The following is a 21,739-nucleotide window of genomic DNA, read 5'->3' as shown; positions in this document are numbered from 1 at the left end:
GCGGAACGCCCACACCCTTGATATGTCTGGCAGCGTCACGTCCCTGCGCAAGCTATCCTGCGCAGGGACGGTATTATTTACTGAATACCAAGCTCTGCACAGGCAGCTGCATATTCTGCGGTGCAAACCTCAGCTGCGGACTGGATGCCCGCATCAAAGATCAGGTCTTTGATGTTCTCTTGGGTGACAACCGCGGGAACAAACAGCTGAGACGGGGTGTTGTAGAGGCTGCTGGTTGCTTCCGGTGTTTCACCGTTCAGCAATTGAACAGCCACTTCAGCCGCAGCGGCCGCAACGATCTCAGACGGTTTCGAAATCGTGTTATATTGATCGCCTGCAATGATCAGCTGGAGCGCCGCGATGGTTGCGTCGTTGCCAGTGACCGGCGGAAGAGGGTCGACACCTGCAGCCTTGAGAGCCGCAATTGCACCACCACCGGTGCCATCGTTTGCTGCCACGATACCAGTGATTTCAGCACCAAAACGGGTGATTTGACCAGCAGCCCACTCCTGTGCTTTCGGAGGAGCCCAATCCGGAGTGTCAAATTCAGACAGTGTCACATAGGGTGATGCGTCGAGTGCGCGATCGATGCCGTCGCGGATCAGGCCCGCTGCAGCGTCAGTCGGCGAACCGTTGATCTGCAAAACACCGGCACCTTCAGGAACGCCATTTACTTGCAAATGTTCGACCAGCGATTGAGCGATTGCGTAGCCGATGCCTTCGTTGTCGAAGGAAACGTAGAAATCAGCAGGCGAGTCCGGGATTGGGCGATCATATGCGATGACCTTGACGCCTTGCGAATGCGCAATTTCGACCATTGCCGCAGCCGCAGCCGAGTCGACAGGGTCAAGAACGATTACGCGCGCACCTTGTGCGATCACAGAGTTGAACTGTTGCTGCTGAAGAGCGACGTCTGCGTTGCCGTTCTGGTAAATAAGCGTGCAGTCGGCACACAGGCCTGCCATAGCTGCCTCAAAGCCCGGCCAATCGTGCTCTTCGTAGCGGGTAGACGCCTGGTCCGGCATCAGAAATGCAACAGTTTCCGCTGTTGCAGTGGTAGCAAACATGGCAGCGACAAGCGCAGAAGCCATGGAAAGCGAAGTCGTTTTGGTCATCTTTATCTCCTCCAAATCAGACTGGCGCGTTCAGTCAGAAGGGCAGCCCCCTTGCTGATGACCGTAACCGCTCTCTCCAGCCAGTACGATCAGATGATCAAGTAGTCCTCCCTGACTGACCTGACCTACTTGCGCAACCGATGCAGCACCTTGCTCAATCGATTGTGCAAACATTGCTCAATCGATTGAGCTTGTCAATTACAAAGAAATCTGCTTAGCTTTGGCACGCACTCTGAACGGATTATCGCATGGATAAAGATAAGAAAAAGAAGACCATCTATGATCTTGCTGTCCTGGCTGAAGCGTCGCCTAGCGCGGTGAGTTCAGTACTAAACGGAACTTGGGAGAAACGTCGAATCAGCAAAAAGCTTGCCGAAAAGGTGATGAAAATTGCCGAAAATCAGGGGTATAACCTGAATGCTCAAGCAAGCCTTTTAAGACGCGATAAATCGAACATCGTCGGAATGATCGTTCCAAAATACGACAACCGGTATTTTGGTGAAATTGCCGAACAGTTCGAAGCCATGGCGCGCTCTAAAGGGATGTTTCCTGTCGTAACCTGTACGCAACGTGACCCAGAATTAGAATTCGAAGCTGCGAAGGAGTTGGTCGGCTATCAGGTCGAATGCCTAATTTCGACTGGTGCAACTGACCCAGATCGTATCGCTGCGTTCTGTAAAGCTGCTGGCGTTCAAGCGTTGAACCTCGACCTTCCAGGTAAAGACGCACCATCGGTGATTTCGGACAACTACGCAGGCGCGCGTGATCTAACGAGCCTCATTTTACGCAGATGTCGGTCTGATTTGGGCTGGGAGGGGCCGCTTCGGTTTATTGGCGGGCGCCTTTCTGACCACAACACAGCCGCACGCCTAGATGGCTTTATGGACGCTCATAAAGAGCTGGGCCTAAAAGTTCCAAATGAAAACATCCAAGCATCCGGCTATTCGGCGAAAGCCGCGTGGGACAGTCTAAAGGACTTTCGTCCGTTTGGCCCAACGGGAATTTTCGTGAACTCAACTATCTCGCTTGAGGGGGTGGTGCGCTGGCATAGCCAACTGTCCGAGGGAACAGAAAATATCCGCTTCGGTTGCTTTGACCGCGATCCGTTCGGAAAATTCCTTCCCGGAAACGTCGGCATGGTAGAGCAGGACGTTTTACAAATGCTGGAAGTGCTATTTGAGTTGATTGGCCAACCGAATCTCGAAAACAAAGTTACACTTATACCCTGTAATCTAGAAGAGTTTTGAGACTGTAAGCTTTCGATGCCAAGGCGTAGGCTAGGTTTTGGGCAAGCAGCCTGAAGCAGCCATTAGGCGTGAATGCAGCGAACGCCAGCCGCCTGTCCATCTGAAAGCCGATGTCGAGCGCCTCGGCCAGCCGCCAAATCTGATGACCCTGAGGCGCTGCACGTTCTGGCCTGCAAGATCAAGCGGATGATCTCGCTGATCGGCATTCAGAGGCTGATGGCGGCGTGAGCGAGGTTGCCAGGGTCATCGTGTTCACAAGAAGGGCCCGTTAACGCCGCCGCGCGCACCAACCGTTGCCAAGCGGTCGGGCGGCGGAGTGTCCACACACAGGCCTCCGGCCCTTAGCCGTCGTAATCGACTTCCTCGGTCAATTTCAAAGCCTCACCGCGTGCGTTGGCGATGTCAATCAGGCTGAGGTTGTCGGGCGTCAATTCCCCCCAGCTTGCGACCAGGGCCGAGGGTTCTGTGCCGGGCACAACCGGGTATTCAGAATTGGCCTCCGCATAGATTTCCTGCGCGTGTTTGGAGGTCAAAAACTCAATGAATTGAGTGGCCTCGGCGATGTTCTTCGACGCTTTGGTGAGCGCCACGCCGGAGATATTCACATGGGTGCCGCCGCCTTCGACGTCAAACACCGGGAAATCAAGGCGCACCGAGTCAGCCCAGACCTTTTGCTCAGGGTCAGCCAACATTGCGCCCATGTAATAGGTGTTGCCCAAGGAAATGTCGCATTCCCCGGCCCAAATCGCCTTGACCTGTGCGCGGTCATTGCCTTGGGGTTTGCGGGCCAGGTTGTCTTTAACGCCTTGAAGCCATTGCTTTGTTTCCTCTTCGCCATGGTGGGCAAGATAGGCGGAGGTGAGGCCGATCATATAGGTGTGCATGCCCGAACGGGTGCAAATCCGGCCCTTCCATTTCGGGTCCGCGAGGTCTTCGTAGGTGATGACTTCGCCGGGGGCGACGCGGTCTTTCGAGGCATAGACAATCCGCGCCCGCGTGGTGACGCCCCACCAATTTCCCTCGGGGTCATGGTATGTGGCGGGGATATTTTGCGCCAGTGTCTCGGTCATCAAAGGTTGAGTGACGCCCGCATCTACAGCTTCGGAAATCCGTGCAATATCAACGGTTAGGATCACATCGGCGGGGGAGCGGTCGCCCTCGGCCTTGAGCCGTTCAACCAAGCCTTTTTCGAGGAAGGCGACATTGACCTTGATGCCTGTCTCCTCGGTGAAGGCCTCGGTCAGCGGCGCGATCAATTCGGGCTGACGGTAGGAATAGACGTTCACATCGGCGCTTGCGGCCGTGGCGGTGAGTGTCAGGGCGGCGGTCAGGGCGAGGTTGGGTTTGAAAGGCATCAGAATCTCCAAGGCTTCATTTGCGGCTTTTAAACCCGACAAAAACTCTCTGGTCAATAGGTGATAAATTTACTCGGGAAATGTGGCGGGGTGATTTCGGCCTATCTGGCGGTTTTCTCTGCCGCTTTCACCGCGTCCCAAAGCGCATCCATTTCCGCCAGATCACTGTCTTGGGGCGTCTTGCCTTTTGATACAAGATGATCCTCTATAGCATTGAACCGACGGGTGAATTTAGCGTTGCAACCGCGCAGGGCTTCCTCGGCATCGACGCCCAAATGCCGGCCCAGATTGACCACAACGAACAATAAATCCCCGAATTCCTCGAACACATCCGCTTGGGTTTTGCTCTCACGCGCCTCAACCAATTCTGCCGCTTCCTCACGGATTTTGTCGATCACATGCGACACATCCGGCCAGTCAAACCCAACGCGGGCCGCGCGTTTTTGCAATTTTTGCGCCCGCATCAAGGCGGGCAATCCCATGGCCACCCCGTCCAGGACCCGCGTTTCGCCGCGCCGCTTACGCTCGGCGGCTTTTTCGCGTTCCCAATCAAGGGTTTGCTGTTCCGGGCTTTTTTGGTTGCTTTCATCGCCAAAGACATGCGGATGGCGTGAAATCATCTTGTCCGAGATCGCTTTGGCGACATCGTGAAAGTCAAAAAGCCCTTTGTCCGCCGCGATTTGCGCCTGAAACACCGATTGAAACAGCAAATCCCCCAGCTCGGATTTCAAATCCGCCATATCGCCGCGGGTGATCGCATCATCGACCTCATAGGCTTCTTCGATTGTGTAGGGCGAAATCGTCGCGAAATCCTGCTCGATATCCCAAGGGCAACCGCCCTTTGGATCGCGCAGGCGCTTCATGATTTCCAAAAGCTGCTCAATGCCCTCGGGCACGCTGTGGATCGGGTCGGGAATGGGATGCTGTGTCATGGTGCCAAGGTGACGCGGCAAAAGGGGCTTTGCAAGGCCAAAGCCGCTGGCTATAAGGTCTCCATGACCCACATCTGCACCATCATTATCTGCTGCATTATCTGCTAACGAAAGTTACGCGGGGTCGGTCTCTTTTCTCTCAAAAAGTAAGCTGATAAGCCCGCGGGGATTGCCCTGAGGAGCGCTTATGACCGTGATCAAGCTGACCAACACGAAAACCCGCAAAAAAGAGGTTTTCGAGCCGATCGACCGCAATAATGTGCGCATGTATGTCTGTGGGCCAACGGTCTATGATCGCGCCCATATCGGCAATGCGCGCCCTGTGATCGTGTTCGACGTGCTCTATCGGCTGTTGCGTCATGTTTATGGCCCCGATCATGTCACCTATGTGCGCAATTTCACCGACGTGGACGATAAAATCAACGCGCGCGCCGCCGAAAGTGGGCGCAGCATTCGCGAGATCACCGATGAAACAACACAGTGGTATCTTGATGATATGCGCGCTGTTGGCGCACTGGACCCGAACGAGATGCCGCGCGCGACCGAGTATATTGGCGCGATGATCGAGATGATCGAGGGGCTGATTGACAAGGGTCACGCCTATGCCGCCGAGGGGCATGTGTTGTTCGCGGTCGAAAGCTATGAGAAATACGGCGCGCTTTCAGGGCGTTCGATTGACGATATGATCGCCGGGGCGCGGGTTGAGGTTGCGCCTTATAAACGCAATCCGATGGATTTTGTCCTGTGGAAACCCTCCTCAGAGGATCAACCGGGATGGGACAGCCCTTGGGGGTATGGTCGCCCCGGCTGGCACATCGAATGCTCTGCCATGTCCTATGAGCTTTTGGGCGAGAGTTTCGACATCCACGGCGGCGGCAACGATCTGATGTTCCCGCACCACGAAAACGAGATCGCCCAAAGCTGCTGTGCCCATGGCCACGAGCATGACGGCGGCGGCTTTGCCAACTTTTGGCTGCACAACGAAATGTTGCAGGTCGAGGGCAAGAAAATGTCCAAGAGTTTGGGCAATTTCTTTACCGTTCGGGACCTGTTGGATGGCCATGACGGGATGGCGGGCGTTCCAGGCGAGGTGATCCGGTTTGTGTTTTTAAGCACGCATTACCGCAAGCCGATGGACTGGACGGCTGAGAAGGCGGAGCAGGCGAAGGCAACGTTGACGAAGTGGTGGGACCTTACTGCTCCTTTAGATACTCATGAATTTGCTCCCTCAGAAAAATTTTTGGCGGCGCTTTGTGATGATTTGAATACGCCTGCTGCTATCGCTGAGCTTCATCGACTTGCTAAGGAGAAAGACCTTGTCGCTTTGCAATCTGGTCTGGAATTGATCGGACTTGCTGAACCGATCACTTTTGGACAAGGAAGCTTGGGCGTTGGGGTCAGTATCGAAACTTTAGGATTGGCGAACCGCATTGCTGCGAAATGGATGGCATACAGAACTGCGAAAGATTTCTCTCAAGCTGATGCGTTGAAAAAAGAAGCTTCTAATCTGGGCGTAGAACTCACGGTTACAAAGGAAAATAATGTTCAATCTGCGACTGCCACGATCAATGGAGCCCCATCGGTACAAGACCTAGAGGGGCTTCTGTGATGCGCAGTTCTGTAAACGGAGGGCGGAGCCTGCCTTGGCGGGCGCATATGCGCCTGCCGGGGGGAAGGCAGGCGCAGCCCGGCGTGCCGCCGGGCAAAACACTTGAGTGGAGGACCAACCAATGACCCGCGATCGCCTCTACCTCTTCGACACAACGCTCAGAGACGGCCAGCAAACCCAAGGTGTGCAATTTTCCACGCCCGAAAAGCACATGATCGCCGAGGCGCTCGATCATCTGGGCGTCGATTATATCGAAGGCGGCTGGCCCGGCGCAAACCCGACCGACAGCGAATTTTTCGCCGAACCGCCCAAGACCCGCGCCACCTTCACCGCTTTTGGCATGACCAAACGGGCAGGGCGCTCGGCCGAAAATGACGAGGTGCTGGCGGGGGTGTTGAACGCGGGGACGAAAGCCGTCTGTCTGGTCGGCAAAACCCATGATTTTCACGTCACCACCGCTCTTGGCATCACGCTTGAGGAGAATCTCGACAACATCGCCAAATCCATCGCGCATCTGGTCGCCCAAGGACGCGAGGCGCTGTTTGATGCCGAACATTTCTTTGACGGCTACAAGGCCAATCCCGACTATGCGCTGGCCTGTCTCACCGCCGCCTATGACAATGGCGCGCGCTGGATCGTACTCTGCGACACCAATGGCGGCACGCTTCCGGGTGAGGTTTATCAGATCACGTTAAAGGTCATTGAATCCGGCATTCCCGGCACCCATTTGGGCATTCACACCCATGATGACACCGGCAATGCGGTGGCCAATTCACTGGCGGCGATCAATGCCGGGGCGCGGCAGGTGCAGGGCACGTTGAATGGTCTGGGCGAACGCTGTGGCAATGCCAATTTGACCACCTTGATCCCGACATTTCTACTAAAAGAACCGTATAAATCGACGCTCGACACCGGTGTCACCGAGGCCGCTTTGGCCGATCTGGTCAAGGTGTCGCGGATGCTTGACGACATCCTCAACCGTGTGCCTTTGCGCAGCTCGCCCTATGTCGGTGCCTCCGCATTCGCCCATAAAGCCGGCCTTCACGCCTCGGCCATTCTCAAAGACCCAACCACCTATGAACACATCCCGCCGGAGATCGTCGGCAACGCCCGGATCGTGCCAATGTCCAATCAGGCGGGGCAATCAAACCTGCGCTCGCGCCTGTCCGATATGGGATTGGATGTGTCGACAAAGGCCGATCTGGGGCGGATTTTGGACCGGATCAAAGAGCGCGAGGCAGAGGGATATTCCTATGACACCGCGCAGGCCTCGTTTGAATTGGAAGCGCGGCGCGAATTGGGCCTGATGCCGGCGTTTTTCGAGGTCGAACGCTACCGCGCCACGGTCGAACGCCGCAAGGACGTCAAGGGCCGGGTGATCCACCTGTCCGAGGTCACGGTGGTGGTCAATATCGCGGGCGAGCGGCATTTGTCGGTGTCTGAGGGCATCATGGCGGATGGCTCGGACGGCGGGCCGGTCAACGCGCTCTCGAAAGCGTTGGTCAAGGATTTGGGACCCTATTCCGATCTGATTTCCGATATGGAACTGGTTGATTTTAAAGTCAGAATCACCAATGGCGGCACAGAGGCGCGCACCCGCGTGATCATTGATCACGAAGACAGCTTGGGGCGGCGTTGGTCGACGGTCGGTGTGTCATCAAACATCATAGACGCGTCTTTTGAGGCGCTTTTGGATGCGGTGCTTTGGAAATTGACGCGCGATGGCGCGCAGGCATTAGGTGCTGAATGAGGGAGACCGTGTGATGTCCGTGCAAGCCTGCGCCGAGATTGTCCAAAAGGGCGACGAAGACCGATTTCGCGCCACCATGGCCGCGCCTGTTTCGGCACGCGATGTGTTGTTTCCGATCCATGCCTTTTGTCTGGAGGTCGCAAAAGCGCCTTGGGTGACGAAAGAAAGCATGATTGCGGAGATGCGCCTGCAATTTTGGCGCGATGTGTTGACCGAGAAAACCGAAGGCAAAGCCCCGCGCGCCCATGAGGTGGCCGCGCCTTTGGCGGCGGTGTTGGATATTGCATCGGCTGAGGCGCTGGACGCCACGGTGACGGCGCGTCAATGGGATATTTACCGCGATCCGCATGAAGATGCGGCGGCGCTGTACCGCTATCTCCACGCGACATACACCATTCCGCTGCATGTCGCGGCGCGGCTTTTGGGCGCGCCGGACACGGCGTCAAAACCGCTCAACAGTCTGGGGCAGGCTGGGGCTTTGGCGCGCTATTTCATGGCGATCCCGGCACTTGTCGACGCGGGACGGGTGCCTTTGCTTGATGGGCGCCCGGACGCGGTGGCAACATTGGCGAAAGCCACGTTGGAACAGGCCCGTTGGGGCGCGCAGCAGCTTTCAAAACTTGGCAAATCCGCGCGCGCGCCGATGATCGACGCGGTGATGATGTTGCCGATCCTGCAACAAGCGGCGAAAGACCCAAGCGCGGTTTTGGACGGACGTCTGAAACAGGGGCCTGCGCGCAAATCCCTGCGCTTGGCACTGGCGTCTCAGTCACCGACATGGGGCTTTTTCTAAGGCAGCTTTTTCTGTGTGTATTCCAAGACATAGACCCGGATCGCGGAGGCCAGACCACTGTCCACGCCGCGGGTTTCATCAATCTCTGCGGCCAGCACATTGATCGGCAGATCGCGCTCTTTGGCGATGGCACGAAAGGCGCGCCAAAACGCATCCTCAAGGGACACAGAGGTGCGGTGACCGTGCAGGGTCAGTGAACGTTTGACTGGTCGCGTGAGTGGACGCGCACTCATCTGTCGTCTTTCTTATGGGCGTCCAATATGGCCTTGGCTTTGGCCGTTTGGGCCTGTTCGAGCGCCTTTTGTGCCTTGCTGCGCCCGAATTTCACCGCATTCTCATCGGCCAATGCGCGTTTGTCCGCGCGGGCTTTGGCCTTGCGGATCTGATTGAGATTGATGACGTTTTTATCGGCGCTCATGGCGGCAATCTACCCCATGCGCAGGTCATCGCCAAGATCAGATAGAAAGCCCCGTTCAACGCGGCGGAGGAACGGGGCTGGGCGTGTTTCGATGGCTGATGACTTACATGCGCTGAAGCGGCACACGCACACCAATGCTCACGACTTGATTGTCCACGTCGAATGTCAGCGGGCTGACCGGAGGCTGTCCACTATCAATCGGGGTGCTGCCGCCTTGGGCTGTGCCGAAATTATAGTAGCGATAGCTGGCTTCCAAAATGACGGGCCATTGGCCGGGTTTGGTGACCTGCCAACTGGCGCCAAAGCCCAAAGAATAGGCCAGGCTGGTGGAACTGTCGCCCTCAAAACTGCGATCAACCCCGGTCACCAAGCTGTCATTGGTCCGGGTCCAATCTCCAACTTTGTTGTTGGCAAGACCAAGACCGACCACGACAAACGGGTTGAAGGTGGTGTTTTTGCCAGCGGCCTCAAGTGGCGAATAATAGAGGCTGCCCATCAGAGCGTTGGTTTTCAAAGAGGCCGAAGTGATATCGGCATGGATCGCGCAACTGGACCCGTCAGAGGCGGAGGCGCAGGGACCGGTGACGCTCATGGATTCGGAAAATGTCATCCCCAGATCGAAGCGATAGCCATTCATCCAGTCAAAGCCCATCGCCACAGTGCCAAAACTGCCATCTTCGCCGCTCAGGTCAAAATTGACTTGCGGGTCGGAGGGATAGCCGTGGGGTTGCCACGATCCGTCATTGATATCGGTGGTGGCCATGCCAAATTCGGCACGCAGATAGGGGCCGTAGGTGACACTGGCAAGACCCGCGCCGGGCAGGTTGTCGGGCGCGGCGGTCAGAGGGGTCGTCATGGCGGCGGTCAACGCGACACTCAAAGCGAGCGGTGCGAGGCAGGATATGTGCGTGATCGGTTTCATAGGTGCTCCATAGACTCTTATCTGTTCATTAAGGGCAAAATCTGTCTGTGAATCTGTCTGTGGGAGAGGCCCCCAATGGGGGCCTCTGTTCTGTTGTTTGTGATCAGATCGACGGGGCTCAACCGTGACCTGCAAGAACTGCGATGCGAATGGCTTCGGCATCGGCCGCAAGGTCGGCGGCATCGGCAGCGCTCATCGGAACGCCGAGAATCGTCGTGACGGCGATCACAGTGTCGGTCGAAATCGGGACGGTCTTGTCAGAGGCGACCCCCAAAAGGGCGGCCAAAATCGTATCGACATTGTTTGTGACGCCGCTGGCGGCCAATGGGGTTTCCCCTTCAAGATAGGCCTGGAACAAGGCCAGACTTTGCAGCGGGCTGTCGATGATCACGGTGTCATCCCAATTGAGCGACAACTCGGTAATCATGTCGGAGAGGCTGAGATTATAGAACTCAACCGCATCGCCCGACAGTTCCGCAAGCGCCTCTGTCAGGGCACGATCCAACACATGCGCGGGTGAACGGGCCACGTTGAGGCGACCAATTTCAACTTCCGGGATGCCTTCGTTGGCCCAAACCGGCCCACCAGTCCCTGAGTTGGAACTGTCTTGATTGGCGCGCGGACCTGCACCCTCAGAGTCTTCGCCCGGCCCACCTTGGCCAGAACCCTCTGCGCCGGTGGATTGGCCACCATGGCCTTCTTCCCCGCCGCTGCCGGAATCGCTATTGCCAGAGCCAGCGTGTGGGCCTTTTTGCCCACCGTCTTCACCGTCTTCGGCGGCATAGGCGGGTGTCACAACATCTACACTCATTACATAGGCCGTGGTACCGACCAAAGCCGCACTCAATGCCAAAATGGACAAGGCACTCATAAGTTTCGATTTTTTGGATGTGGCAAAGTTTGTCATGATATCCTCCCCGGAGTCATATGATGTCCAATACAGATGTGGAGCGCTGTCCGCTCTTTCTTGCCTTGGACGATGTCATCATAGTACATCACTGGCGCAAAATTACCTTGATGCCGATCAATACAAAACAATATTGTCTGATGGATATTTGAATTTTTGCATGTCATGTCTTTTATGTATCAACTCTGCGCAAAGAGCATAACTGCGGGATAGAGTGTCGGCCTCCTGTGTAATATTGCACAGAATGTTGATTTTGTCAGGGTAAAAGTTCGAAAAATTCGGTCGCTCGCCTGTTCGGGGCGCACAGGGGGAGGGCGATGAGACGTGGGTGGCTAGAGGCCTCTCCTGTTTTGCTGAGGCCTTGTTTTCGATAAGGACTGCGCGTTTTGCCGCAAAAAAGGAAAGGCGACCCGAAGGCCGCCTTCACGTTCATATGCCGTGTTCAGTGCGTCAGAGGCGGCCACTTTCGACGGTGCGCCGGTCCCTGACTTAGCCTTTCGGGCCGATCATCTGTTCCGGGCGGACCACGGCGTCAAATGTGGCTTCATCGACAAAGCCCAAAGCGATGGCTTCTTCTTTCAACGTGGTGCCGTTTTTATGCGCGGTTTTGGCAACTTTCGTGGCGTTGTCATAGCCGATGGTCGGGGCCAGAGCGGTGACCAGCATCAGGGACTCGTGCAAAAGTTTCTCGATACGCGGTTCGTTGGCCTCGATGCCCACAACCATGTTGTCGGTAAAGGCGGAGGCGCTGTCACCCAAAAGCTGCATGGATTGCAAGACGTTATAGGACATCATCGGATTGTAGACGTTCAATTCGAAATGACCTTGGCTGCCGGCAAAGCCCACGGCGGCGTCATTCCCCATGACATGGGCGCAGACCATGGTCAGCGCTTCGGCTTGGGTCGGGTTGACCTTGCCCGGCATAATGGACGAGCCCGGTTCGTTTTCCGGCAGGATCAATTCGCCCAAACCACAGCGCGGGCCGGAGCCCAACAGGCGGATGTCATTGGCAATTTTGAACAGCGAGGCGGCGACGGTTTTGAGCGCGCCGGAGAACATCACCATGGCGTCATGGGCGGCGAGCGCTTCGAATTTGTTCGGCGCGGTCACAAACGGCAGGCCAGTGATCTCGGCCATGTTTTTCGCCACGGCTTCGGCCCAGCCTTTTTGAGTGTTCAGCCCGGTGCCCACGGCGGTGCCGCCCTGTGCCAGCTCATAAATCGCGGGCAGGCACATCTCAACGCGTTTGATGCCCATGCGGACTTGGTGAGCGTAGCCGGAGAATTCCTGGCCCAAGGTCAGCGGGGTCGCGTCCTGAGTATGGGTGCGGCCGATTTTAATGATGTCTTTGAAAGCCTCGGCTTTGACTTCAAGCGCCTCGGCCAATTTGGTCAACCCCGGCAGCAACACATCACGCGCCTGCATGCCGATGCCAACATGCATCGCGGTCGGGAAAGTGTCGTTCGAGGACTGGCCCATGTTGCAATGATCGTTCGGGTGAACCGGCTTTTTCGACCCCATTTCGCCGCCGAGCATTTCAATCGCGCGGTTCGAGATCACTTCATTGGCGTTCATGTTGGACTGGGTGCCGGAGCCGGTTTGCCACACCACGAGCGGGAAGTTGTCGTCGAACTTGCCGTCGATCACCTCGGTCGCGGCGGCGACAATCGCATCGCCCAACTCTTTGGACAGGTTGCCCTGCGCCATGTTTTCCAGCGCACAGGCCTTTTTGACCACACCCAGCGCGCGGATGATCGGCACGGGCTGACGTTCCCAACCGATCGGGAAGTTCAGGATTGAGCGCTGGGTTTGCGCGCCCCAATACTTGTCGCTTGGGACTTCGAGCGGGCCAAAGCTATCGGTTTCGGTACGTGTGGTGGACATGGGGGTGGACATGGGGGGATCTCCCTTGGTGCGATGCCAAATATTGCCTCGGCTATACGCGCTCGGGGGGGCTCATGCAATGTATACGGACGCATACATCCCCCTGATAGCGCTAAAAGATCGCCGGGTTTGGCCGCCTGCAGGTCTAAATCGGCTGACGCGTGTATTCAAACACCCGCGCGGGCGGCAGATTGGCCCAGATCGTGCCCTTTTTGCGCGCCATGATGCCGTGCTGACGCTGCATGTCCGGTTCAATCGGCGAACTGAACGCATAGGTGAATTGGGTAAAGATGCCGCCCGGACGCAGGGAGGCGAAGACCGAGGCGAGGATGCCGTCTTGCAACGTGGGGCGGTTGAGCAACGGCACGCCGGACAAAACCGCGCCGACATGGGGGGGCAGGACGTGATGGATTTCGGTGGCGGAGCGGTTGAGCACCTGAACGCCGGGGAATTTGCTGCGCAGATCGTCACAAAACCGGGCGTTCAGTTCAAACAGGGTGAGCCGCTCGGGCGCCACGCCGCGTTCCAAAATCGCGCGGGTGAACACGCCGGTGCCCGGTCCAATTTCCACGATAGGCCCGTCAATGTCTTCAAGCCCCGCCGCCATGACCCGCGCCATCGCCGAGGAGGAGGGCGCAATCGCGCGCACATCGTCGGGGTTGCGGATCATCTCTCCAAGGAAAACAGCAAAATCGCGTGGCATGTGGCTCTCCTCTGGCGTGATGCTGAGACAGAAGTGCCCATCGCCGCGTAATCTGACAAGGGGGGAGCGGATCGCGTTACGTAAAATTCACGAAGCTGTTTCGCGGCTGTTAAAAAGGGGCCACGCAGCCCCTCCCTCATTTGCGAAACTTGTCGAGCGAGACGATTTCCGCCTCTTTCGGCCCGTCCGTTGCGGTGCCGGATGTGTCGGTCTCATCCTTGCGCTCGAAACTTTTGACTTCGGCGTCATGGGGAATCTCGTCGCCGTCCATCTCTTCGACGTCGTAATCCTGGGTCTCAAAGCGCAGACCGAATTCCACCGACGGGTCGACAAAGGTGCGGATCGCGTCATAGGGGATGTACAAAGGCTCCGGGCTGTCGCCGAAATTCAGCGTGATCGCCACGCCATCATCAGTGACTTCGAGATTGTCGAACCAATGCTGAATGACGATGGTCATTTCCTCGGGATAGCGATCCGAGAGCCAATCGGCCAGTTCCACATCCGGGTGCATGGTGTCGAAGGTGATAAAGAAATGATGATCCCCCGGCAGGCCGTCTTTCGCCACGCCGTCCAGCACCTTACGGATCAGACCACGCATCGCGTCATGCATGAGGTTCCCGTAGTCGATGGTTTTGGCCATCTGTGCATCCTTTCTGTGTCTCCTGTGGTGCAGCATACGAGATTCTGCGGCTAAGGAAAGAGGTCATCAAAGGACAATATGAAACGCGAGGCCCGCAAGCGCCACGAGAGCCAGCACGGTCATCAATCCGCGTTTAAGCCCAAAGAGCAACCCGCCCGCCAGCATCATGAGGGCAAGGGCCCTGAGATCAAGGCTCTGGAGCATCGGCAAATCAAGGCGCAAAGGCCCCAGAGTCAGCCGCGCGGTTTGGGCAAAGAGCACATGCAGGGTGAACCACCAAGACAGCGAGGCGATGACGCCCACCACGGCGGCGGTGATCGCCTTGAGCGCATTTGAGAGCCGCGGGCGGGTGCTGATCCAGTCGATGTAAGGGGCTCCGGCGAAAATCCAGAGAAAACAAGGCACAAAGGTGACCCATAGCGTCAAAGCCGCACCGATCACGCCGCCCCAAAGGCCCAAAGGTGTCGCCGCCATATAGCCGACGAACTCCGTGACCAAAATCAGCGGCCCCGGCGTGGTTTCAGCCAGACCCAAGCCGTCGAGCATGGCCTCGGGCGTAAGCCAGCCTTGGTTGTTGACCACCTCTTGGCTCATATAGGCCAAAACCGCGTAAGCCCCGCCAAAGGTCACCACCGCGAGGCGGGAGAAAAACAGCCCGATCGCCAAAAGCCGCTCTTGGCCCGTGGCCCAAAGGACCAACAAAGGCGCGGCCCACAGCGCGCCCCAAATCGCGAGCGTGCGGGGCAGGTGGTGGGCTTTGGGAACGGCCCGTTTTTGAGCCAGTTTTTGGGCCTGTGTCGGGGTTGCGGTGATGCCACCGTAAAGCGCGGCGGCCACAACGATCACCGGGAACGGGACGGCAAACCCGGTGATGAGCACGAAAGAGATCACCGCCAAAGCCCAGCGATCCCCCCGCCCCAAGGCCTTTTTACCCAAGCGGAACAGGGCTTGCAGCACGATCAGGGTCACTGTGGCTTTGACGCCTAAAAACAGCGCCTCAGAAAGGGGCAGGTGGCCGAAATGGGCGTAAAGCGCGGCCAAAACCAACATGACCAATGCGCCGGGGAGGACGAAAAACAGCCCCGCGATGACGCCGCCGGGCACACCGCGCAAGCGCCAGCCACAATAGGTGGCAAGCTGCATCGCTTCGGGGCCGGGCAACATCATGCAAAAGGACAGCGCGGAGAGAAACCCGTCCTCGTCCATCCAGCCGCGGCTCTCGACCACTTCGCGGTGCATCACCGCAATCTGCGCCGCCGGGCCGCCAAAGGACAAAAGCCCGATGCGGGCAAAGGCTTTGAGAAAGTCGGGCAGGGGTGTTGTGGGACTGGCAATCTGTGGCAGGGGCGTCATTTGGGCGCTCGCGTTAGTCCGGGCGTCATGTCCGGCACGCCTTTGGTAAACGCCCCTGCGTTTGGGTCAAGGGTTAGAGGCTCAATTTGCCAGTGCCAGACGCACCAAACCGCCGGTTTCGCCCTCAAGCACGCCATGCTCCGCCGAAGTCGGTTTCAACATCGCCTCAACCAAGACCGGCACCGAGGTCCAATAGGGGATGTACCATTCCTGATCGACCTCTAAGATCAACACCGCGTCCTTGGCGGCATCATAGGCGCCGATCACGGAAACATGCGGGCCGTCCCAATCGCCGGTGACGACGCCTTGGTTGAAATAGATCATCATCGCGTCTTCGGCGCTTTGTTCGTTGAGCGTCAACCACTCACGCACGGTGGCGCGCGTGGCCTCTGAGGCATCGGTGGGTTTAAAGGAACTGACCGCGTAGCTGTCGAGACCCGCCGCGACAAGCGCCTTTCCGGCATAGGTTTCAAGCTCGGCAAAGGTCACGCCATCGCCGCCCTCGGCGGAAATCTCCGACCAATGGGCATCGCCGACGCGGTCCAACAGGTCAGGTTGGGTCATCACCGTGTCTTCGGCATTGGCGGGCAGGCCGGACAAGCCGTTGACAGCCCCGGTGACGGCGGCGACCGAGCAGGCGGAGGTGGTGAATTGCATTTTTACATAGGGCGCGAAGGCCCAGTAATCAGGCGCGGGCGTTTGGCGCAGATAGTCCGTGGCCTGCGTGACGGGGGTCGCGTTTGGCCCGAGTTTCGGCAGTGGCGCGTCTTGTGCGCTCAGGGGCAGGGACGCGAGCGTTGCGAGAGCCAGAGGAAGAGCAAGGAATTTGGTCATGGATCACCTATGGAAAGACGCCGGACAGGCGATGATCTACCCCGGATGCGCCTGATACAGAGGGCGCGTTTGGCATTGCTTTTGGGGCAGGCAAAGGGCCCGGCCTCGTCACTTTTGATCAAATTTTGCGCAAAGCAAGAAAAATCGTATTTTGCTCATTGTGCAGTCCAAGCTCAGCCTAAAGTTTCACCCGCAAGACAGAGCGCGACTGTGTTGGGCGGAAGGTGACCCATTTGTTCAAAATAGCTGACAAAATCAAAGTTGTTATAGGCTTCGCAGATTTTGCCATCCTTGGTGCGGATCATCACCTGACCCGCAATGGAGACCGGTGTCATATCCATGGCGCGTTTTGCGTTCAGGCGCATTCGGACCCAGGCCTGATCGCCCTGTTCCATCGAATCGAGAATCTCACAGGACAGATCGCGCAACGCCTGTCGTACGGCGGGGACGAGAACGCGAAAATCCTCAAGCTCGGTGGCGAGATCGCTCATCAAACCGGAGGCGGCACCTGAGATGTCGAAATAGTCATCAATCGCGGATAAATCGCCCTGAACCCAAACCCGTTCATACCATGCTTTCAGCAGCTCAACACCATTCATTCCCTCATCCGCCTCTGTCCATGACCTATGCAGAGTATGGGTGAAAACCCGTGAAGGATTGGTTTAAATCCAGACGGATTTGTCGCTTGACCTTACCCTCGCAGCTTCGCACCGACCTTGGGCACCTGACTGCCGCCGCTGTTGCCGCCATCGACCGGCAGATGCGTGACATTCTGGCGAAACTGGGGACCTCCGATGTCGACGATTGAGCAAGTCCAGCGCCGCGCGGTGCGCGGTCCCGGCCTCCTTCGGGGCGTGGCGGGCTATATGCCCCGGCGACGATTGCCGGGGCACGTCAATTGATCAGGCTGGGTGTACCATTAATCTTCAAAAGACTCCCGGAAGCTTTCGAGAAGCCGCGCCGTTTCGTTCGAAAGGGCATTGGCAAGCTCAAGCGGATGAAGTTTCGAAACTTCGTTAAGGGAATCGCCATCACGTTCCGCTATGTAGCGATGTGCCGCACTCGCGCCTGAAATATCCGAGTAACCTTGTATCTCGGCGAGATAGGTACCCAATGCGCTCACCTTCTCTTTTTCCGCTTGGATATATGCGCGCCACGCGGCCTTCATCTTCTTTGGATCATTATTGGACATATCGTTCTCCTTTGTACCTTCCGCAGGGTACCACGCCGCTGCGTGCCCCGGAGCTTGTCACGCACCTTCCTTCGGCAGGTAGGCGGCCACGGGCATTGACGGCAAAAGCAGGTCGCCACATGGGCACGAAAAATGACGGAAACGCATGCGAAATCACGCAAACGTGCGTGGAGAAACGACATGTAACACATTGAACATAAAGACGCGTTTTCTTTTGATTCGATTTATTTCGGCTTATCCAGTTGAAACTGGAAACAGGTAAATCTGATGCAGGTGGAGGCCACTCGTTATCCGTTGGAGCTCAAAGCTCAACAGGCGGCGGAGTTGCTCAGGGTGCGGGCAAATGCCGTGATCCGCCTTCGGCAGTGCGGGTAAAAAGCCAACAGATTGCCAGCATGGCAGGAATGTCGGTGGAGATTATCGAACACTACAGCCCTATGTAGACCGGAAAGCGGGCGGTCAGGCGGTCTTGCGTGACTTAAGAGAACGTAAGCAGGATAAAACTGTAAAACACTGAAAAACTGTAAAGAGAAAGATGGGATAAAACATATGCTTAGCGTTAAAAAAGTAAAGTGCAGGTTTCTGTTGCCAGGTACCTGCGAACCCCGCCTTAAGTCGCTAAACCTAAGGGCTTAGGTTTCGATATTTCGCACAGCTTACGCTGCGAGAGCCATCGGAGCTTTGTTGTCATTTGCAACTAGCTTTAGTGTACCGATAACGGTGGTAACTCACCGAAACAAAGCAAACCCCTTTAGACGTCCGTCGATCCTATTTCGTCCCCATGATCCAAATCGCTGAGGCCTCAAATGAAGGTCCAAACCGATGGGTATATGGTGGAGACGCCGGGTACCGCCCCCGGGTCCGATCCGCGTATTACGAGCGCGTTTATGTCCATAGTCCGGTTGCCCGAACACCTCATACCTAAGCGGTTCCGGGGCTGGGTTCAAGAGGGGCAGAAGAGGGATGGTCTCGATCAAACGCAAAACGCCGCCCCGAAAGGAGCGGCGTTTCTTTTGGGGACGCTGAGACTGGCTTAGAACCCGGCTTTGATTTTCTCAAAGGCCTCGGATTGCTTTTCGCGCAACTCAATGGACATCGGCAATTGGGCCAGAATCGGGGCGTCAATCGGCTCAAGGCCAGCATCGACCAAGGTTTGATCACCCAAAGTGGCAAGACCTTTGAGGTTCGGCGTGCCGTAACCCGCCTCCATCAAAGGGGCGGCATTGGCGACATCCAAGAAGCCGTTGATAAAGTCATAGGCTTTGTCTTCCGCGCCGGGAGCGTCTTTGAGGTTCACATAGCCACAAAGCCACAGCGAGGAGCCTTCCGTGGCTTGGCGCTGAAAGCCGATCGGGAACTCTTCTCCGACCATGGTCGGGTAGGTTTCGTTCCATGCCCATGCCACCAACACTTCGCCCGTGGCCAAAAGCTGAGCCAATTCGCCCGGATCGGTCCAATAGGTGCGCAGGTTCGGGTGGACTTCGCGCAGCCAGTCAGAGGCGGCTTCGAATTGCTCATCCGTGGCGTTTTGCCAATTGGTCGTGCCGGTCGCCAGATAGGCGAGTGCATAGGCGTCATCGACGTTGTCCGGCAGGGTCATGCGGCCTTCGTATTTCGGGTTTTTGAACACCTGAAGCGAGGCGACATCTTCGGCGGGCACCTCATCCATGTTATAGGCGATGGCGGTGGAGCCGAAATCGGACGGGATAAAATAGGACGTCGCCGCCGCCGTATCTGCGCCCAACAGGTTGCTGTCGAGGTTGGCGTAATCGGTGATTTTGGAGGTGTCCCAAGCTTCCAGAATGCCGCTTTCGACCCATTTCATCACCGAGCCGGCGCAGACATGGCTGACGTCGGCTTTAAAGCCGGAGACGAGTTTTTGCAGCGCTTCGTCTTCCTCGCCAAAGAAGGCAAACGACGGCACGTCGCCATTTTTCTCGATATATTTGGTGTGGAAGTCGGCGTTTTCAAAACCGGAGTAATCAAACACAAGCAGATCTGAGTCTTCCGCAAAACCCGCGCCCGCAAGCGTGGCAAGGGCCGTTGAGGCGCACAGACGTTTAAAGCTGTTCATTGGGTCGTCTCCCTAAAGTGGACCAATTTCAGTGATCGACGCTATCACGGGTTTTGACTTGTGCAAGGGGGAGAGAGGGCCGGTTTGGGCTTTTTCTATCGCTTTGCTGATAATTTGATCAAATTAGATGGGCGCGCCGGAGTTTTTCTGCGCGTGCAGCGCTTCGGAGGCTTCCGCTTGACGTAGCGTTACCGTGCAAAGCGCGTTCAAAAACTGGTCGATCAGCGCCGCATCGCGGGCCTCAAGGGCATCCGTGATCCGAATGTGCAGCGCCACAATTTCGGCCCTGTCGCGATTGCGAAAGGTGATCATATTCATCAATGGCTGCATTCCCTCCACAGCTCCCGCCAAATGCCAGGACAGAACCGGGTTGCTGGCGCCATCGACCAAAGCCCGGTGAAAGGCCACATCAGAGGCACAAAACGCTTCGTCTGAGAGGCCGGGTTGCGATTGGCGGGTGATTTCGGCCCGCATCGCGGCCAAATGATCGACGCTGCGGTTTTGCGCCGAAAGCGGCGCGCAGCCGCGTTCAAGCGCAAACCGGGCGCGGCAGGCGGTCGCAAAATCCACCTCATTGAGGCTGAGCAACAGCGTCGCTGTCGTGGCCAATTGGCTGTAGGCCTCGGGATAGGACAGCCGATGGACAAAGGCCCCGCCCGACGCGCCGCGTTTGGTGCGGATCAGGCTTTGCGCCGCCAGCCGTTTAAGCGCTTCGCGTACGGTCGGGCGCGACACGCCGTAGGTGTCCGACAGCTCTGCCTCAGACGGCAACCGATCATCCGCCACCAAATCCCCGGACAGGATCGCATCGCGAATGGCCTGCGCGATCTGGGCAGAAAGGTCTTTTTCAGCCGTTTTTTGCTGCGATTTTGAATTGTCAGGCATTTGACTTGCGCTCACGATTTAATTGTCTGACATTTATGGGGAGACTCAGCGCCGCTTGCAAGACCATCTGGCAAGACCATCTGGCACGCCCTGCGGGGCACAGCGGCCATTTCGACAAAACGGGAGAGACATATGTTCAAAGCATTGGTGATGGAACAAGGCGAGGACGGGCTTGCAACGGCGCAGATCAAACAGATCGACACGAATGCGCTGCCCGAGGGCGATGTGGTGGTCAAGGTCGACTATTCCACCCTCAATTACAAAGACGGGCTGTGCCTGTCGCCCAAAGGCGGCGGTTTGGTGCGCACCTATCCGCATGTGCCGGGCATTGATTTCGCCGGCACGGTCGCAAGCTCTGACAGCCCCGATTTCAACCCCGGCGATCCGGTGGTTTTGACAGGTTGGCGCGTGGGCGAGGTGCATTGGGGCGGCTATGCACAACAGGCGCGGGTCAAATCCGACTGGCTGGTGCCGCTGCCGAAAGGTCTGAACACGCGTCAAGCCATGGCGGTTGGCACGGCGGGCTTGACCGCGATGTTGGCGGTGATGGCCTTGGAAGATCACGGGTTGAAACCGGGGCAGGGCCCGGTTTTGATCACGGGGGCCTCGGGCGGTGTCGGGTCGGTCGCCACCGCGATCCTCGCGCATCTGGGCTATGAGGTCGCCGCCGTCACCGGACGCCCCGAGAGCGCGGACTACCTGCGCGATCTGGGCGCGACCCAAATCGTGGCGCGCGAAGAGATCAACGAGGTGGTCAAACGCCCGCTCGAAACCGAGACATGGGCGGGCTGCGTCGATGCGGTCGGCGGCGAGATGTTGGCGCGCGTCTTGGGCCAGATGAAATACGGTGGCTCTGTGGCTGCTGTGGGGTTGGCGGGCGGCGCGGCTTTGCCGACGTCAGTGATTCCATTTCTGTTGCGCGGTGTGAACCTCTTGGGCATCGACAGTGTGATGCAGCCGAAAGAGGCGCGCCTGCGAGCCTGGGCGCGCATTGCGACAGATCTGCCAATGGAAAAGCTCGAAGAGATGATCCATCCCGCCCGGCTCGAAGACCTGCCGGAGCTTGGGGCGTTGATCCTCAAAGGCGGGATCAAAGGCCGGGTTGTGGTCGATCTGAACGGCTGAC

At 57.3% G+C, this 21,739-nt stretch carries 22 protein-coding genes and 1 other RNA gene; 6 read left to right on the top strand and 17 right to left on the bottom strand.

All coding sequences use genetic code 11. The features are described 5' to 3' along the window. Positions 1-77: 77 nt before the first annotated feature. Complete coding sequence (locus BLT54_RS00435) at positions 78-1,115, bottom strand: ABC transporter substrate-binding protein (RefSeq protein ID WP_074640006.1); 1,038 nt, start codon at positions 1,113-1,115, stop codon at positions 78-80. 248 nt (positions 1,116-1,363) lie between these two features. Here BLT54_RS00435 and BLT54_RS00430 point away from each other — a divergent pair, with 248 nt between their 5' ends. Continuing rightward, positions 1,364-2,362, top strand: a complete 999-nt coding sequence (locus BLT54_RS00430; RefSeq protein WP_074640004.1) for a substrate-binding domain-containing protein — start codon at positions 1,364-1,366, stop codon at positions 2,360-2,362. Positions 2,363-2,703: 341 nt separating this feature from the next. On the opposite strand, the gene BLT54_RS00425 is transcribed toward BLT54_RS00430, so the two are convergent. Together BLT54_RS00425 and mazG are read right to left on the bottom strand one after the other, a co-directional pair. Then, positions 2,704-3,717, bottom strand: a complete 1,014-nt coding sequence (locus tag BLT54_RS00425; RefSeq protein WP_074641324.1) for a Fe(3+) ABC transporter substrate-binding protein — start codon at positions 3,715-3,717, stop codon at positions 2,704-2,706. Between the two features lie 101 nt (positions 3,718-3,818). Continuing rightward, complete coding sequence (gene mazG, locus BLT54_RS00420; RefSeq protein WP_074641321.1) at positions 3,819-4,649, bottom strand: nucleoside triphosphate pyrophosphohydrolase; 831 nt, start codon at positions 4,647-4,649, stop codon at positions 3,819-3,821. A gap of 187 nt (positions 4,650-4,836) precedes the next feature. On the opposite strand from mazG, the gene cysS reads away from it, so the two are divergent. The 3 genes from cysS to BLT54_RS00405 all read left to right on the top strand — a co-directional run bounded on the left by cysS (position 4,837) and on the right by BLT54_RS00405 (position 8,801). Continuing rightward, complete coding sequence (cysS, locus tag BLT54_RS00415) at positions 4,837-6,258, top strand: cysteine--tRNA ligase (protein ID WP_074640001.1); 1,422 nt, start codon at positions 4,837-4,839, stop codon at positions 6,256-6,258. 121 nt (positions 6,259-6,379) lie between these two features. Continuing rightward, the gene (gene cimA / locus BLT54_RS00410; RefSeq protein WP_074639999.1) at positions 6,380-8,008 is read left to right on the top strand and encodes a citramalate synthase; all 1,629 of its coding nucleotides are present in this window, start codon (positions 6,380-6,382) and stop codon (positions 8,006-8,008) included. Between the two features lie 13 nt (positions 8,009-8,021). Then, positions 8,022-8,801 carry a squalene/phytoene synthase family protein gene (locus BLT54_RS00405; RefSeq protein WP_074639996.1) on the top strand — a complete coding sequence of 260 codons (780 nt, stop codon included), beginning with the start codon at positions 8,022-8,024 and terminating at the stop codon, positions 8,799-8,801. On the opposite strand, the gene BLT54_RS00400 is transcribed toward BLT54_RS00405, so the two are convergent. The 10 genes from BLT54_RS00400 to BLT54_RS00355 all read right to left on the bottom strand — a co-directional run bounded on the left by BLT54_RS00400 (position 8,798) and on the right by BLT54_RS00355 (position 17,061). Beyond that, positions 8,798-9,034, bottom strand: a complete 237-nt coding sequence (locus BLT54_RS00400; RefSeq protein WP_074639994.1) for a ribbon-helix-helix domain-containing protein — start codon at positions 9,032-9,034, stop codon at positions 8,798-8,800. The two genes, BLT54_RS00405 and BLT54_RS00400, sit on opposite strands and share 4 nt — an antisense overlap. After that, complete coding sequence (locus BLT54_RS00395) at positions 9,031-9,219, bottom strand: DUF4169 family protein (protein ID WP_074639992.1); 189 nt, start codon at positions 9,217-9,219, stop codon at positions 9,031-9,033. The genes BLT54_RS00400 and BLT54_RS00395 overlap by 4 nt, the downstream gene beginning before the upstream one ends. A gap of 103 nt (positions 9,220-9,322) precedes the next feature. Then, positions 9,323-10,141: an outer membrane protein gene (locus BLT54_RS00390; RefSeq protein ID WP_074639989.1), complete on the bottom strand. Its 819-nt coding sequence runs from the start codon at positions 10,139-10,141 to the stop codon at positions 9,323-9,325. Positions 10,142-10,259: 118 nt separating this feature from the next. Then, complete coding sequence (locus BLT54_RS00385) at positions 10,260-11,048, bottom strand: hypothetical protein (RefSeq protein ID WP_074639987.1); 789 nt, start codon at positions 11,046-11,048, stop codon at positions 10,260-10,262. 489 nt (positions 11,049-11,537) lie between these two features. Then, positions 11,538-12,932 carry a class II fumarate hydratase gene (gene fumC, locus BLT54_RS00380; RefSeq protein ID WP_074641319.1) on the bottom strand — a complete coding sequence of 465 codons (1,395 nt, stop codon included), beginning with the start codon at positions 12,930-12,932 and terminating at the stop codon, positions 11,538-11,540. Between the two features lie 145 nt (positions 12,933-13,077). Further along, positions 13,078-13,635, bottom strand: a complete 558-nt coding sequence (locus BLT54_RS00375) for a class I SAM-dependent methyltransferase (protein ID WP_074639985.1) — start codon at positions 13,633-13,635, stop codon at positions 13,078-13,080. Between the two features lie 136 nt (positions 13,636-13,771). Continuing rightward, complete coding sequence (locus BLT54_RS00370; RefSeq protein ID WP_074639982.1) at positions 13,772-14,275, bottom strand: SspB family protein; 504 nt, start codon at positions 14,273-14,275, stop codon at positions 13,772-13,774. A gap of 66 nt (positions 14,276-14,341) precedes the next feature. After that, the gene (gene chrA / locus BLT54_RS00365; RefSeq protein WP_074639980.1) at positions 14,342-15,628 is read right to left on the bottom strand and encodes a chromate efflux transporter; all 1,287 of its coding nucleotides are present in this window, start codon (positions 15,626-15,628) and stop codon (positions 14,342-14,344) included. 81 nt (positions 15,629-15,709) lie between these two features. Continuing rightward, positions 15,710-16,462 carry a phytochelatin synthase family protein gene (locus tag BLT54_RS00360; protein WP_074639977.1) on the bottom strand — a complete coding sequence of 251 codons (753 nt, stop codon included), beginning with the start codon at positions 16,460-16,462 and terminating at the stop codon, positions 15,710-15,712. A 173-nt stretch (positions 16,463-16,635) separates the two neighbouring features. Then, positions 16,636-17,061, bottom strand: a complete 426-nt coding sequence (locus BLT54_RS00355) for an ester cyclase (RefSeq protein ID WP_074639975.1) — start codon at positions 17,059-17,061, stop codon at positions 16,636-16,638. A gap of 86 nt (positions 17,062-17,147) precedes the next feature. On the opposite strand from BLT54_RS00355, the gene BLT54_RS22995 reads away from it, so the two are divergent. Continuing rightward, entirely contained in the window at positions 17,148-17,270 is a 123-nt protein-coding gene (locus BLT54_RS22995; RefSeq protein WP_281241845.1) for a hypothetical protein, read from the top strand. 111 nt (positions 17,271-17,381) lie between these two features. Here the strand turns inward: BLT54_RS22995 and BLT54_RS00350 are convergent, their stop codons facing one another. The 4 genes from BLT54_RS00350 to BLT54_RS00335 all read right to left on the bottom strand — a co-directional run bounded on the left by BLT54_RS00350 (position 17,382) and on the right by BLT54_RS00335 (position 20,613). Beyond that, the gene (locus BLT54_RS00350) at positions 17,382-17,654 is read right to left on the bottom strand and encodes a hypothetical protein (RefSeq protein WP_074639973.1); all 273 of its coding nucleotides are present in this window, start codon (positions 17,652-17,654) and stop codon (positions 17,382-17,384) included. A 571-nt stretch (positions 17,655-18,225) separates the two neighbouring features. Further along, positions 18,226-18,605: a transfer-messenger RNA gene (gene ssrA / locus BLT54_RS00345) on the bottom strand. An 82-nt stretch (positions 18,606-18,687) separates the two neighbouring features. Beyond that, the gene (locus BLT54_RS00340; RefSeq protein WP_143026699.1) at positions 18,688-19,728 is read right to left on the bottom strand and encodes an ABC transporter substrate-binding protein; all 1,041 of its coding nucleotides are present in this window, start codon (positions 19,726-19,728) and stop codon (positions 18,688-18,690) included. 123 nt (positions 19,729-19,851) lie between these two features. Next, the gene (locus tag BLT54_RS00335) at positions 19,852-20,613 is read right to left on the bottom strand and encodes a FadR/GntR family transcriptional regulator (RefSeq protein WP_074639970.1); all 762 of its coding nucleotides are present in this window, start codon (positions 20,611-20,613) and stop codon (positions 19,852-19,854) included. A 132-nt stretch (positions 20,614-20,745) separates the two neighbouring features. Here BLT54_RS00335 and BLT54_RS00330 point away from each other — a divergent pair, with 132 nt between their 5' ends. Continuing rightward, positions 20,746-21,738, top strand: a complete 993-nt coding sequence (locus BLT54_RS00330) for an MDR family oxidoreductase (RefSeq protein WP_074639968.1) — start codon at positions 20,746-20,748, stop codon at positions 21,736-21,738. Position 21,739 lies beyond the last annotated feature (1 nt).

It is taken from the genome of Celeribacter baekdonensis, from assembly GCF_900102315.1.
Taxonomy (GTDB): Bacteria; Pseudomonadota; Alphaproteobacteria; order Rhodobacterales; family Rhodobacteraceae; genus Celeribacter; species Celeribacter baekdonensis.
Note: the sequence above shows the minus strand (reverse complement) of the source record. Positions and strands in the feature narration are given on the sequence as shown.

Excerpts from the sequence above, each read along its gene's own strand:
- BLT54_RS00435 (WP_074640006.1), bottom strand. The coding sequence starts at position 1,115 with ATGACCAAAACGACTTCGCTTTCCATGGCTTCTGCGCTTGTCGCTGCC.
- BLT54_RS00430 (WP_074640004.1), top strand. The coding sequence starts at position 1,364 with ATGGATAAAGATAAGAAAAAGAAGACCATCTATGATCTTGCTGTCCTG.
- BLT54_RS00425 (WP_074641324.1), bottom strand. The coding sequence starts at position 3,717 with ATGCCTTTCAAACCCAACCTCGCCCTGACCGCCGCCCTGACACTCACC.
- mazG (WP_074641321.1), bottom strand. The coding sequence starts at position 4,649 with ATGACACAGCATCCCATTCCCGACCCGATCCACAGCGTGCCCGAGGGC.
- cysS (WP_074640001.1), top strand. The coding sequence starts at position 4,837 with ATGACCGTGATCAAGCTGACCAACACGAAAACCCGCAAAAAAGAGGTT.
- cimA (WP_074639999.1), top strand. The coding sequence starts at position 6,380 with ATGACCCGCGATCGCCTCTACCTCTTCGACACAACGCTCAGAGACGGC.
- BLT54_RS00405 (WP_074639996.1), top strand. The coding sequence starts at position 8,022 with ATGTCCGTGCAAGCCTGCGCCGAGATTGTCCAAAAGGGCGACGAAGAC.
- BLT54_RS00400 (WP_074639994.1), bottom strand. The coding sequence starts at position 9,034 with ATGAGTGCGCGTCCACTCACGCGACCAGTCAAACGTTCACTGACCCTG.
- BLT54_RS00395 (WP_074639992.1), bottom strand. The coding sequence starts at position 9,219 with ATGAGCGCCGATAAAAACGTCATCAATCTCAATCAGATCCGCAAGGCC.
- BLT54_RS00390 (WP_074639989.1), bottom strand. The coding sequence starts at position 10,141 with ATGAAACCGATCACGCACATATCCTGCCTCGCACCGCTCGCTTTGAGT.
- BLT54_RS00385 (WP_074639987.1), bottom strand. The coding sequence starts at position 11,048 with ATGACAAACTTTGCCACATCCAAAAAATCGAAACTTATGAGTGCCTTG.
- fumC (WP_074641319.1), bottom strand. The coding sequence starts at position 12,932 with ATGTCCACCACACGTACCGAAACCGATAGCTTTGGCCCGCTCGAAGTC.
- BLT54_RS00375 (WP_074639985.1), bottom strand. The coding sequence starts at position 13,635 with ATGCCACGCGATTTTGCTGTTTTCCTTGGAGAGATGATCCGCAACCCC.
- BLT54_RS00370 (WP_074639982.1), bottom strand. The coding sequence starts at position 14,275 with ATGGCCAAAACCATCGACTACGGGAACCTCATGCATGACGCGATGCGT.
- chrA (WP_074639980.1), bottom strand. The coding sequence starts at position 15,628 with ATGACGCCCCTGCCACAGATTGCCAGTCCCACAACACCCCTGCCCGAC.
- BLT54_RS00360 (WP_074639977.1), bottom strand. The coding sequence starts at position 16,462 with ATGACCAAATTCCTTGCTCTTCCTCTGGCTCTCGCAACGCTCGCGTCC.
- BLT54_RS00355 (WP_074639975.1), bottom strand. The coding sequence starts at position 17,061 with ATGAATGGTGTTGAGCTGCTGAAAGCATGGTATGAACGGGTTTGGGTT.
- BLT54_RS00350 (WP_074639973.1), bottom strand. The coding sequence starts at position 17,654 with ATGTCCAATAATGATCCAAAGAAGATGAAGGCCGCGTGGCGCGCATAT.
- BLT54_RS00340 (WP_143026699.1), bottom strand. The coding sequence starts at position 19,728 with ATGAACAGCTTTAAACGTCTGTGCGCCTCAACGGCCCTTGCCACGCTT.
- BLT54_RS00335 (WP_074639970.1), bottom strand. The coding sequence starts at position 20,613 with ATGCCTGACAATTCAAAATCGCAGCAAAAAACGGCTGAAAAAGACCTT.
- BLT54_RS00330 (WP_074639968.1), top strand. The coding sequence starts at position 20,746 with ATGTTCAAAGCATTGGTGATGGAACAAGGCGAGGACGGGCTTGCAACG.